The sequence below is a fragment of the Lentzea pudingi genome (assembly GCF_014646255.1).
GTDB classification, from domain to species: Bacteria; Actinomycetota; Actinomycetes; order Mycobacteriales; family Pseudonocardiaceae; genus Lentzea; species Lentzea pudingi.
Window position 1 is genome coordinate 796,574 of sequence record NZ_BMNC01000003.1, and the last position, 12,376, is coordinate 808,949.

The window sequence follows — 12,376 nt, forward strand, 5'->3', positions numbered from 1 at the left end:
GACGAGCAGGGAGGACGCATGGCTTCTCCGCAGCGGAGGTCAGGACGGCAGCCGCTTGCCGACAAGATGTACGAGGTGTTGCTCGGACAGTTCACCGACGGGCGTTGGGCGGCGGGCGAGCCGGTCAACATCGGGGCGCTGTCACGCGAGCTCGACGTCAGCCAGACGCCGTTGCGCGAAGCCCTGGCCCGCCTCGAGCACACCGGCCTGGTGCGCAGGGAGGCGCTGAAGGGCTACCGCGTCGCACCGTTGCTCACCGAGCAGGAGCTGACCAAGCTCATGGACGCGCGCCTGGTGCTCGAGCCCGCGCTGGCCTTCGAGGCCGCGCGCCGCACCACCCCGGAGTTCCTCGCCGACGTGCTCGAGACCGTCGACGACCTCGCGCGGGCAGCAAAATCACCGGACAGCAACGTGTTCAGCTCGTACTGGATGATCGACGAGCGCTTCCACCTGCTCATCGCGCACCAGGCGGCGAACCCGTTCCTGGAGAAGGCGTACCGGGCGCTCGGCGGCCAGGTCCAGCGCTTCCGCTTCTTCGTCGAGCTGGGGTCCGCCCGCGGTGCCCCCGGCCAGGCGGCCGAGGAACACCGCGCGGTCTACGACGCTCTTGCGGACGGTTCCCCTGTCGATGCGGCAGACCGGATGCGCGACCACATCGAGAACGCCAAGCAACGCGTGCTCGCAGACCGCAGGTCCGTGGCGGCCGACGGCGAGCAGTGACGACCAAGCGCACGCCGACCCGTCACGTGCGCACCGGAGCACGGAGACGAGGTCGGCGTCCGGAAGGCGGCGCTCTTGCTCCTCTGCGGCGAACGACTCGCCATGTTGATCACGACGCTGTGCTTGCCGAAAAGTACGTCCGTGCAGGTCACAGACCTCGGCGCGTGGCAGGTGATCGTCGGGCATGATCACGCCCCGTGCTGGTTCGCTTCGCTTACCTTGCGATCACCCACGCCTTCGCCGCGCTGCGGCTGCTGCCACTGACTGACCGCGAGAAGGACGTCGAGATTCTCGCTCTTCGCCACCGACTCACCGTCTTGCAGCGCCAATTCGGCGACCGACGTCCTCAACTCCGACCTGAGGACAGGGTGTTCCTCGCCGCGCTCCTGACGCCGCTGGCTCGTGCCACTCTGCGCCGACTCCGACTGCTGGTCAGCCCGGACACGGTGCTGCGATGGCACCGTGACCTGGCAAACGTCGCCACGTCCAGGCGAGCCGGTGTCGAAGGCGTGGGCGGCCGCGGACCGTGACATCGGTCCGCCGCCTTGCCCTCCGCCTGGCGGCCGAGAACTCCTCGTGGGGCTATCGGCGCATCCACGGAGAACTCGCCCTCCTCGAGACCGTCACGCTGACCGGCGCACGCCAGTACATCCTTGCCGCTGTTCACCATGCCGGTAGGCGCGTGCGCATCTCGGCACAACCGCGCACCCCACACATGCCTGGGTGACACAGGCCGTCCGAAATCTCCTGTTGGACCTCGAAGACGCCGGCAGCCTCGCACAAGTCAGGTTCCTCATCCGTGATCGCGGCGGCAAGTACCCCGCACTGATCGACAAGATCCTCGGCGGCGCCGGGATCGCGACGATCCTGACCGGCGTCCGGGTGCCCCGCATGAACGCGATCATGGAACGCTGGGTCAAGTCGCTGCGCGGCGAGCTTTTGGACCGCACACTGATCTGGACCGAGGCCCATCTTCGACACGCGCTGCGTGAGTACGAGCGGCACTACAACGAGCACCGTACCCACCGATCACTCGCCGCCGCAGCACCCCTGCGAGCCCGGCACCAGCACCTTGGACCTGACCGGACCGAACGCCTTGCGGTGCTCCGACGGGACCGTCTCGGTGGAGTCCTCCACGAGGAGGCATGCCGCTTGACCTGTGCGGACGTAATTTTCGGCACGCACAGGCGCACATACTGCTTGCGTAGCCACCGTTTGGTTTCTTTTTCGTTCCTCCGGTCTGTCTGCAGCGACTATCCTGGGCCACGATTGGACCGCAGCCGTCGGTGTGGTTCCGCCCGCAGCTGTTCTCCGTCGGCGTGCAGCGTCCTGTGGACTCAGGTCTCTTGTCGCTACAGTTACCGCCGAACGGTTTTTCGGTACTATCACGTAGTTTTCGGCACGCACAGCGGTACTACGTGGTTTCATCGGCGAAGCCGGTTGTCCACGGCCCAATCCACGTCTCCTCGTCAGTCTCCGTATCCCATGCCTGAAAGACTCGTCTCTCCTCAAGATCGGCATCGTGAGGAAGGGCGCCAATACCTAGCAGTAGAGGTGACGCCAGAAACTGGCCACGCGGTTTACGTTTCGTGGTTGGTGGATTACTCGGCGGCAACCGGCGTTTGATCTGGCACAGGCCAGCTAGGTGGACTACGCCTTGAGTAAAGTCGAGGAAAGCCGTCTGTGTAGTAATCCACTTTGGATCAATTGGCATAACCACGCGGATGCCGCCACGTGAGAAATATATCAGCGGATCGATGTCTAAATCGCCCGTGAGCGGTGTTTCGGCTGCGTCCATCGGGACGCCGTGAAGTGTCCGTACTTGACGATCAAATACCAAGAGGTCGCCCGGTATTAGTGTGCGCAGGTTGAAGTCCACAGTAAGTCGACGGGTTTCGATGTTCAATTTTGAAAGCCCATCGAGCACTGACTGAATCCACATAAAGGTATCGAGTCCGGATCTAGACGGAGCACCAAAAGGCAGGTCAATCCTGACGCCGCGCAATAGCGCCAGATGGCCGAGTCTGATTGGGTTGGCGTAGCTAATAGCTTGCAGGCGTGGCAGCCAAGGTTGCCATCCGTTAGCAGTCTGTTCCAGTACGTCGCGTCGGAGTCCCCGTAACCTCTCGGTTGGCCAATCGGTGACGAACGTGTCCACTTCATTGTGGTGTCGTTCGCACATTACTAGCAGGTTCGGTTCGGCATCTATCTGGTCCTTTGGAAAGCTGGGATCGTAACGGGGCCCATTGACCTTTTCGGACACGATATGCGCGATCTGGCCGAAGAAACGTTCTTCGTTACGGCTTGTTACGATCAAGCTCTGGGTGCATTGCGGGTAGGCGCAAATATTTCCATACTTGGCGCATAGAAGCCCTGAATAGAGACTGGGACGCCCATGGACTCCTCCTGCTTCTAAATGATTCGCAATGACAGAATACCGAGTCAAACCGGTCCGGTGGTCAGAATCTGGGGACGTCGGCCATGTTGTCCTCGGTTCTACGGCCAAGTAGGTGATCTGTGCGTTTCTGGTCGTCACTGGTGACGTGGTGGCCGGACGCACTTCTGCACGGACACCGACATTCGCCTCACCCCGGCCGGGCACGAGGCGATCGCCGAGGCTGTCCTGGCCGCCGCGGGTTACTGATTCGGCTGGTTTGCCGCGTACTCCGCCCGGTTCCACAGCGCGAAGTAGAGGACGTCGGTCCACCAGCTGAGGCCGATCGGGTTCTCGGTCCTGTCGTCATGGGTGTTGTCGAAGTCGTCGGTCAGCACGAGCCCGTGGAATGCGTCCAGCGGCGGCGCCGACCGCTGGGCCGCTGCCGCGGCGAGCATGGCCCCGGCCGCCGCTGCGTCGTCGGGCAGTGCGTCGATGGCCGCGCCGGCCGCCCGGCACAGGTCGAGGTGGCCCTCGATGAGCGCTCGCAGTTCGTCTTCGCCGCTCTCGATCATGGTGTCGAGCTCGATGGTCTCGAGCAGGATGTACCGGTCGCGGTGTGCGTCGAGGAACCGCTCCGCCTCGGCGAGGCCGGCGTGCAGGCCTTCGGCGTCGCTCACGGCGCGCACGGCGGCGGCGAATTTCGTCAGCCGCGCGAACCCGGCGTCGAACTCACCGCTGGTGGCGTACAGCGTGGTCCTGCTCTCCGGGGGCTCGCCGTCGAACCCGTCGGCGATCAGGGACGCGCACAGCCGGGGATCGCCGGACAGGAGCACCAGGAAGGAGAACGGGATGGCGTAGGGCCATTCCGACAACCCGGAGACCGTCTCCGGCCGATCCTCATAGGACTCCGGCCGGTTGGCGGTGCTGTACAGGTACGAACGGTTCGCCACGACCTGATCTTATGACGGGCTTGCAGCGGGGCTAGACCTGGCCGAGACAGATGGTCCGTTTCGGTTGCGGGTAGACGCGGGCGTTCTCCGCTTCCCCCCGCCCACAGGAGTTGGCCCTTGAGGCTGACAGGCTCCATTGATCGAGTGGTTGGTATTCCACGGTGAACCTCACCGGCTGTGATCGCCGGGGGTGTAGGCGTGTCCAGACGCCACCTGCGTCGGCCCAGATTCGGGTGACGTGCTTGCTGTGGAAGCCGAGCGCGTCCGCGATTAAGGGTGCCGGTGTCTGGAGGACGAGTTGGCGTAGCGCGGCCGCTCGGATGGCTATGGATTCCTTTCCGCACATCACCCTGAACCGCCGTTCGAGGACACCAGCGCGCTCGGCGGCATGAGCGGACGTTGTGTCGTGGGCGGCTCACCTGGAATTTCTTTGGTCGTCGGTGTGCGGCGCGTGCGTGGTTACGTTTGGCGGGGGGCGGCGATGATGTGGGTGTGTCGCGCCGTGGCTGGGTTATGTGGATCGTGGCGGGTTTTGTGGTGGCCGCTGGCGGTGGCGCTCTGGCGTGGGTGGATCTTGAGTCGGCGGACAAGATCGCGAGTGTGGTCGGGGGCGTCTGTGGTGCGTTGGGCCTGGCTCTGTCGGCATATGGCCTGCTGAAGGCGGGGCGACTGAGTCTTGAGTCCTCTGCCGCGCCGCAGATTGACCCTGCGGGCACGGGGAATGTGATCAGTGGGTCGGCGGTGAGCGGTTCCGCGGCGCAGGCGGGGTCGGTCGAGGGGCCGGTCGTGATCGGCGAGCGCAATATCGTCGGTACTCAGGTGGTGGTGCCGCCGGTCGTGGTGCCGGAGATGGAAGTGGTGGCTGCGGTGCCGGGGCTGGGCCGGGTTCCGGCGGGGCAGCGAGTGTTCGTCGGGCGGTCGGAGGAGTTGCGGCGGCTGGACGCGGTGGTGGCTCGCACTGGCCGGGCGGTGGTGGTCGCAGTGCATGGCTTAGGCGGGATCGGCAAGAGCACGCTCGTGGCGCGGTTCGCCGAGGTGCACGAGACTCGTTTTTCGTTGGTGTGGTGGATGATCGCGGACTCGCCAGCCGCGATGGACGCGGGCCTGGCCGAGCTGGCTGCAGCGGTAGCGCCGCAGACCGCAGAGTTGCCGTCAGAGCAGCGCACCGAACTGGGCGTACGGTGGCTGGCGACGCACACCGGCTGGCTTCTGGTGCTGGACAACCTGTCCGCCCCGAAGGACGCGGCGAAGTTGCTGGCGCGTGTGCGCACCGGCACGGTCGTGATCACCAGTCGCCACAGCGTGGGATGGCACACGCTCGCCGAGCCAGTGGCGCTTGACGTGCTGAGCCCTGACGAAGCCATCGACCTAATGACTCGAATCATCCACGCGGCCCAGCCCAGCGCAGATCTCACAGGTATGGATCGGTTATGTGCCGAGCTGGGAAGGCTACCGCTGGCGGTTGAGCAGGCAGCCGCTTACATCGCCCAGACGCGCATCACCCCAAAGGCCTATTTGGATCTGCTGGCACGGTCTCCTGCGCGGATGTACACCGCGACGGCGGAAGGTACCGACGCCCAGCGGACTATGGCGATGGTCTGGCACGTCACCCTCGAGTGCCTCACCGACACCCCGGCCGCAGGACAGCTGCTGCGCCAGATGGCCTGGTACGCACCGGACGGCATCCCACGCAACAGGCTGGCTGGCGGGATCACGGAGCCGGAGCTGTCCGAGGCACTGGGTCGCCTGGCCGCCTACAGCATGATCACCCTGACCACGGACACCGTCGCGGTGCACCGTTTGGTCCAAGCCGTCACCCGCGCACCTGACCCTATTGACCCCCACCGACAACCCGCCGACATCGCTACAGCCCGCGACAGAACCACGACCAGCCTCACCGCTGCTCTCGCCGGGCTACACCCGGAGAATCCTGCCGACTGGCCTATCTATCGGATGGTCCTATTCCACGTACGTGCTCTGCTGGAGCACACCACGCCCCACTGTGACACCACGCAGACCAGCCGATTGCTCAACGAACTAGGTGGCTATCTCGAAGGGCAAGGCGACGCGGTTACCGCCGTCGCCTACTACACCCGCGCCACCGACACCTGCCACCGTCTCAACGGCCCTGACCATGCAGACACGCTGACTGCGCGGAGCAATCTTGCGGGCGCCTACGAATCGTTGGGTGATCTAGGGCGGGCGATCCCGTTGTACGAGGCCATCCTCGCTGATGAGGTGCGGGTGCTGGGAGCCGACGACCCGGACACGCTGACTGCGCGGAGCAATCTTGCGGGCGCCTACGAATCGTTGGGTGATCTAGGGCGGGCGATCCCGTTGTACGAGGCCACAATCGCCGACCGCGAGCGGGTACTGGGACCCGACCATCTGAACACGCTGGAGTCGCGGAGCAATCTGGCCTCCGCTTATCGAGCGGCAGGTGATCTGGGCCGTGCGATCCTCATGCACGAGGCCATAGTCGCCGACTGCGAGCGGGTGCTGGGACTTGATCATCTGGAGACGCTGACTTCGCGGAATAACCTGGCCTGCGCATACCGCTCAGTGCGTGATCTGGGCCGTGCGATCCCGTTGTACGAGGCCACACTTGCTTATCAGGTCCGAGTCTTAGGACTCAACCATCGGCATACGTTGATCACGCGGAGCAATCTTGCGTGCGCCTATGAGTCGGCGGGTGATCTGAGGCGGGCGATCCCGTTGTACGAGGCCATCCTCGCTGATGAGGTGCGGTTGCTGGGTCCCAACCACCCGGACACGTTGATCTCGCGGAACAACCTGGCCAGTGCCTACCAGTCGGCGGGTGATCTGGGGCGGGCGATCCCGCTGTACCAGGCGACCCACACCGACTGCGAGCGGGTGCTTGGTCCCGATCACCCCACGACCAAGGTTGTCCGCCGGAACACGGAAACTGCCAGGGGCAGCTGAACAGCCTTGTTACCGCGCACGGACGCGCGACGCCAGGCGCTACCCCGGCAACGTCAGCAACGTCCTGTCATCGGCATGAGAGGACACTGGTGGCGTCGGCTCACAGGGCGTCGCCCGAAGGGTGATTGTTGGAACGACGATTCTGGGCATCTTCTTTACCCATATACGACTGGGCAAACAACGCGGTACGCCGACAGGTGCCGGTCAGCGACGACAGCACTGCGGTGGCGGTGTAGCCACTGACCGTCAGGCGGCGGCGCCCGACGTCGTTGGCCAAGGGGGCGCCGACGAACCGGCTTGCGCCGGCCAATCCGTTGCAGATGCCTTCGATCAGCCCGAGCGCCGCGGCGGGCGCGAGGATGCCGGTGACTGGGTTGGTCATCAGCGCAATCGGGACCTCGCGCTCAACGTCGGCGAGGACTGTCCGGAAGTGGCGGACTGCGCTATTTGGGTGGAGGTGAGCCGGGGCTCGTCATGCGCCTGCGGTGTTGAGGTCTCGGCTCTGACCTGAGGAGCAGGTGATGACCGTGCTGACAAACGTCGAATTGCTGGCTGTGGTGGCAAATCACCGCCCAGTGCCAACGCCGATGCTCGAGGCAGGTGTGCGGTTCGCGTTCTATGGCCGGATGTCCACAAGCGAGTTTCAGGACCCGCGGACCTCCAGAGCGTGGCAGCGTGCCGTGTCGGACGAGTTGATCGATGGTGTCGGCTCGGTGGTGGTGGAGTTCTTCGACGTCGGGCGGTCGCGTCGTTGGTCGTGGTGGGAACGTCCTGAGGCGTCGGCGTTGCTCGCCGCAGCTTCCCGGTCGGACCGTGCGTTCGATGCGGTGGTGATCGGGGAGTACGAGCGGGCGTTTTACGGTGACCAGTTCCGTGAGGTGGTGTCGCGGTTGAACGAACTGGGCGTCGCGGTGTGGTTACCCGAGGCTGGTGGCCCGGTCGGGTTGGACAGCCCAATCCACCAGGCGTTGATGGTGTTGCTCGGTGCGCAGGCTCAGCGGGAGGTGGCTCGTGCCCGACAGCGGGTGCTGGCGGCGATGCGGGCGCAGACCAGTCAGCAGGGCCGGTTCCTCGGAGGTCGTCCGCCCTACGGTTACCACTTGGTCGATGGTGGCCCGCATCCGAATGTTCGGCACGGCGGGTGGGGTCGGCGGTTGCAGGTGCTGGCGCCGGATCCTGCGACGGCGCCGTGGGTGCGGTGGATGTTCGGTGAGCGTGCGGGTGGTCGTGCACTCGCGTCGATCGTCCGCGAGCTGAATAGCCGTGGTGTCCCGTGTCCGTCGAGTGCGGATCCGGGACGCAACCCGCATCGGCGGGGTGGGCGGTGGATGGTGACCGCGGTCGCGGCGATTCTCGAGAACCCGCGGTACACAGGCAGGCAAGTGTGGAACCGGCACGGAACGCGGGGGAGGGGACCTGGAGGCCGACTGGGTGGTCGTGCTGCGGGCAGAGTGACCCGCAACCCGGTCACGGCGTGGGAGGTGTCGGAGAAGCTCTCTCATGAGCCTCTGGTCGACGATGAGACCTTCGTGGCGATTCAGCGGATCAGGGCACCGAGGCAGGCCAAGGACGGCGGGGTGCGCGGATACGCGTTGGCTGGTCTGGTCGTATGTGGGGTGTGTGACCGGAGGATGGACGCTCATTGGGTGCACGGCAGGCCTGCCTACCGGTGCCGGCACGGCTTCAACAGTGCGTCGACCAGGCCTCCGGAGGCGCCGGCCAACACCTACGTCCGCGAGGACGTCATGCTTCAGGCGATCCCAGGACTGATCATTGAGCGCAGGCACGTTCCGGAGTCTGATCTGATAACACAACTCCGTGAATTGCGGCTAGAAATCACCTGTGTAGGGTCTGATCTGAGATTAATATCCCGGCTTACCAGTCGAAACCCTGCGCGAACTGCGCCCGCAAGGCAGGCTGCGTTAGCGCTGGACTGGGGGATGGGCACGTCAGAAGTGCCTATATAAAGCAATTACCCCACGGGTAATATTGCGCTCGTGGGGTAATTCCGTGTCCGAGACTTGAGTCCCCATATGCAGCAAGCTTGCGCAGTTCGTGTGTTCATGCGCTATTGGATAGCTCGAAGCTAGTATAGAGGGCCAGTCGACGCGATTCAATCTTTCGTCGTCAAGTTCTATCGATTGGGGTCAAGACCTTTCGCGGCGAACTGTTGGATCGCAGGCTGATCTGGAATCAGATCGGTCTATGGTGTGCGGTGATTGTGAGCGACACTACAACGAGCACCGCACCCGCCGATCACTCGCTGGCGCGGCGCCCTTGAGGGACCGGCCTTAGCCTCTCGAACCCGATCAGATCGAATGTCTCAACGTAGATCGGCAAGACCGTCTGGGCGGAATCATCCACGAGTATCGCCATGCGGCTTAGCTGGATGGACGTAGTTCTCGGCACGCACAACGCGCCCGTCACCCGCACCGATTCGGTGGCATCACCACAGCACCGAAGATCCTCGACCTACCCGACACCGTCTGGTTCAACCGGCCAGCCGACAACACCGACCAGCAGACCGACACAGAAGCCGCCTAACTCCCACTGGTCTCATTCACCTTGACAAATTCCGGGCCACCGAGATCAATGTCTTTAGCGAGGAGGGTGTGCGGGGCGGCTTCAGGAGGATCACTACGCCCTGATCCGCGACACACCCGCGCGCACCCAGACCTACGAAGCGCTCAGCACCTCCGGCCTTCGCTACTGAGCCGTTCACTGCCCTTGACCTGGGGCTTGGCGCGATTGAGCGTAGTTCAGGACGCTTCGAGGACTCCTTCTTGCAGGTCGGCGCGGGTCCGTTCAAGTCCATTGAGGACCGTGGGCGAGTATGAGCGGGCTTTCACGGTGATCAGTTCCGTGAGGTCATGTCTGTGCATGTTGCGGTAGACCGAGGTGCCGTGTCACCACCGCCCTGATGGGCTCGGCAGGCCACCCCGCGGAGACACGCCAGGCCCCACCCCTGATGGGCTCATGTCCGCGGAGGTGGCAGCGCGAGCCGGTAGGCCTCCTCGCTCCACGGCCGCAGGTACTCGAGAACCGCGAGGACGCGGCGGTGGTCGTCTGGCTGGGGGTGGAGGTCCAGGCGGAGCAGGATGCTGCGGACGTGGGACTCGACGGTCTTCTTCGTGAGTCGGAGCTGTTCGCAGATGGCCATGTTGGACCTGCCCTGCGCGATCAGCGACAGAATCTCGTGCTCGCGTTCGCTCAGCCTGCCCAGCGGATCGCCGCGGGTTAGTGCGCGCACCACCTCCGGGTCGAACGCGCAGCCGCCGGTGGCCACCCGCCGGGCCGCGTCGACGAAGTCCTGGATGCCGGTCACGCGTTCCTTCAGCAGGTAGCCGACACCGCGGGAGGAGGAGCGGACGAGCATGCGGAGCAACCGGGTCTCCAGGTGCTGTGACAGCACGAGCACTCCGGTGTCGGGATGGGACTCGCGTATCTCGGCTGCGGCGACCAGTCCCTCCAGTGTGTGCGTCGGCGGCAGGCGGATGTCGAACACAGCCAGGTCCGGGCGGTGCTCCGCGATGGCGGCACGTGCCGCTGCGGCGTCGCCGAGCTGTGCGCGGATGCGGAAACCCGCGCGCCCCAACACACCTGCCAACGCCTCGCGAAACAACGCGGCGTCGTCGGTGAGCACCACGGTCAGGTCGCGCACAGCGGGTCTCCCACCGGAATCGTGGCGTGTACGGCTGTGCCCACCCCTGAGTTGCCCTCGACTCGCAGGTGGCCCTCCAGCGCGCGGACCCGGTCCGCGAGGCCGGCGATACCGGAGCCGCTTCCGTTCAGGACGCCAATCCCGTTGTCGCACACGCGAATGTGGAGCCGGTCGGCGTCGAGGTCGAGGGTGACCGTCACGCTGGTGGCGCCGGAGTGCTTGAGGGCGTTGGTGATGGCCTCCGCGACGACGAAGTACGCGGTGGCCTCGACCGGGGGCAGAAAACGCGGCAGTGTCGGCGAGGCCAGCTCGACCGGCAGCGGGGTGCGTTCGATCAACGCGGTCACCGCGGGCACCAGACCGCCCTGGGTGAGCGCGACCGGGTGGATGCCACGCGCCAGGTCACGCAGCTCGACGATCGCGGCGTCGAGCCCGTCGGCGGTGGAGGCCAGCAGCTCGGCCAGCTCCGGGTCACCACGCGTGTCCAGCCGCTGCTGTGCCATGCGCAGTCCCAACGCGACCACGACGAGCCGCTGCTGCGCCCCGTCGTGCAGGTCGCGTTCGACGCGTTGCCGTTCGGCGTCGGCGAGCTCGACCAGGCGCACACCGGTTCGGCGTGCCTCGGCCAGCCGGGCACGGTCCGCGTCGAGCTTGCGCTGGTGCTCGGTGACGAGCCTGACGACGGTGCCGGCGGCCTCTAGGACCCGCGGGTCGTCCCACGTGGTGTCCCGGCGCAGCACGGCGGCGATCGGCCCGTTCTCCGACCAGGCCAGCGTCACCGTGCGCTCGCCGGGGGCCGACGTCACCAGCTCGCCGTTCTCGTCGCGGAACTGCCAGGTCCGCGTCACCGGGTCCCACTCGCCCAGCCGCAGAGACCGGTCGTGCAGGGTGCGGGCGAGCAGCTCACGCAGGTCGACCTCGCCACGCAGCGCCAGCAACAGGTTCGTGAGGTCCGCCGCCCGCGGGGCGGTACGCACGATCCCGAGCGTGAACGTCAACGGCCACAGGCAGAACGCCACCTTGTACGCCGCGATCGCGACCGCGTACGTGGGCTCGATGGCGGCCGCCACGGCCGAGCACGCCGCGCCCGCGAGCGCCATCACCAGCACGGGCCGCAGCGCCGGTCGCGCCCGCCACCGTCTCAACAGGGCGACCAGGACACCGGCGGCGATCACCAGGCCGCACGCGTTCATCGTCCACAGCAGCCCCGTGGTGAAGCCGGGCGCGTCGACGATCAGCAGGAGGTTATCCGGCTTGGCCGGAAAGCGGCCCGCCCAGTCGACGAAAGGGGTGCCGACAGCGGGGAGCACGACGGCCGCGATGTAGGTCGCGGCCACCAGTGCTCGCGGGGCACGGCCCTCAAGCCTGCCGTCGGGGAAGGCGAGCACGAGGTGGAGGACCAGCGGCGTGGAGACGTGTGCGACGAGCAGGCCCGCGGTGAACACCACGGGGTCCTGCGACAACTGCAGGTCCTCGGCGAACAACGCGAGTCCGACCAGGACCATCAGCGGCCCGCACGGGTTCGCCCGCACCCGCACCGCCGCGAACAGACCGGCCGCGACGAACAACGCGCCGGCCGACGTGGTCAGCACGACATCCGGGACAGGGTGGGAGCCGTCGGCCGCCTTCAGTACGGCCGCCGTCGTGCCCAGGACAACCCCGGCCGCGCCAAGTCCCCACAGGACGGCCCGGCTGTGCGTGACGCCCACTGGCCGACCCCCTCAC

Annotated in this window: 9 protein-coding genes and 1 pseudogene; 5 read left to right on the forward strand and 5 right to left on the reverse strand. The window is 65.9% G+C overall.

All coding sequences use genetic code 11. The features are described from left to right. The first annotated feature begins 18 nt into the window (after positions 1 to 18). The 3 genes and pseudogenes from IEY88_RS14500 to IEY88_RS44210 form a co-directional block, all read left to right on the forward strand. Positions 19 to 720, forward strand: a complete 702-nt coding sequence (locus IEY88_RS14500; RefSeq protein ID WP_189155206.1) for a GntR family transcriptional regulator — start codon at positions 19 to 21, stop codon at positions 718 to 720. A gap of 197 nt (positions 721 to 917) precedes the next feature. Continuing rightward, on the forward strand, positions 918 to 1,250 hold the full coding sequence (locus tag IEY88_RS44205; protein ID WP_229693380.1) for a hypothetical protein: 333 nt from the start codon (positions 918 to 920) through the stop codon (positions 1,248 to 1,250). Positions 1,251 to 1,623: 373 nt separating this feature from the next. Next, a pseudogene (locus IEY88_RS44210) lies at positions 1,624 to 1,710 on the forward strand (hypothetical protein); the annotation flags it as partial. Between the two features lie 424 nt (positions 1,711 to 2,134). Here IEY88_RS44210 and IEY88_RS14510 read toward each other — a convergent pair. Next, complete coding sequence (locus tag IEY88_RS14510; RefSeq protein WP_189155458.1) at positions 2,135 to 3,037, reverse strand: hypothetical protein; 903 nt, start codon at positions 3,035 to 3,037, stop codon at positions 2,135 to 2,137. Between the two features lie 320 nt (positions 3,038 to 3,357). Next, positions 3,358 to 4,047 carry a DUF7822 domain-containing protein gene (locus IEY88_RS14515; RefSeq protein ID WP_189155207.1) on the reverse strand — a complete coding sequence of 230 codons (690 nt, stop codon included), beginning with the start codon at positions 4,045 to 4,047 and terminating at the stop codon, positions 3,358 to 3,360. 513 nt (positions 4,048 to 4,560) lie between these two features. Here IEY88_RS14515 and fxsT point away from each other — a divergent pair. Further along, complete coding sequence (fxsT, locus tag IEY88_RS14520) at positions 4,561 to 6,990, forward strand: FxSxx-COOH system tetratricopeptide repeat protein (protein ID WP_229693381.1); 2,430 nt, start codon at positions 4,561 to 4,563, stop codon at positions 6,988 to 6,990. Positions 6,991 to 7,090: 100 nt separating this feature from the next. Here the strand turns inward: fxsT and IEY88_RS14525 are convergent, their stop codons facing one another. Beyond that, positions 7,091 to 7,372, reverse strand: a complete 282-nt coding sequence (locus IEY88_RS14525; RefSeq protein ID WP_189155208.1) for a hypothetical protein — start codon at positions 7,370 to 7,372, stop codon at positions 7,091 to 7,093. 139 nt (positions 7,373 to 7,511) lie between these two features. Here IEY88_RS14525 and IEY88_RS14530 point away from each other — a divergent pair, with 139 nt between their 5' ends. Next, on the forward strand, positions 7,512 to 8,957 hold the full coding sequence (locus IEY88_RS14530) for a recombinase family protein (protein WP_229693382.1): 1,446 nt from the start codon (positions 7,512 to 7,514) through the stop codon (positions 8,955 to 8,957). A gap of 1,007 nt (positions 8,958 to 9,964) precedes the next feature. Here IEY88_RS14530 and IEY88_RS14535 read toward each other — a convergent pair. Then, a complete protein-coding gene (locus tag IEY88_RS14535) occupies positions 9,965 to 10,651 on the reverse strand; it encodes a LuxR C-terminal-related transcriptional regulator (protein WP_189155209.1) in 687 nt (228 codons plus the stop codon). Further along, a complete protein-coding gene (locus IEY88_RS14540) occupies positions 10,639 to 12,360 on the reverse strand; it encodes a histidine kinase (RefSeq protein ID WP_189155210.1) in 1,722 nt (573 codons plus the stop codon). The genes IEY88_RS14535 and IEY88_RS14540 overlap by 13 nt, the downstream gene beginning before the upstream one ends. Between the last annotated feature and the right edge of the window lie 16 nt (positions 12,361 to 12,376).

Coding starts and splice junctions, on each gene's coding strand:
- IEY88_RS14530 (WP_229693382.1), top strand. CDS start 7,512: ATGACCGTGCTGACAAACGTCGAATTGCTGGCTGTGGTGGCAAATCAC.
- IEY88_RS14525 (WP_189155208.1), bottom strand. CDS start 7,372: ATGACCAACCCAGTCACCGGCATCCTCGCGCCCGCCGCGGCGCTCGGG.
- IEY88_RS14500 (WP_189155206.1), top strand. CDS start 19: ATGGCTTCTCCGCAGCGGAGGTCAGGACGGCAGCCGCTTGCCGACAAG.
- fxsT (WP_229693381.1), top strand. CDS start 4,561: ATGTGGATCGTGGCGGGTTTTGTGGTGGCCGCTGGCGGTGGCGCTCTG.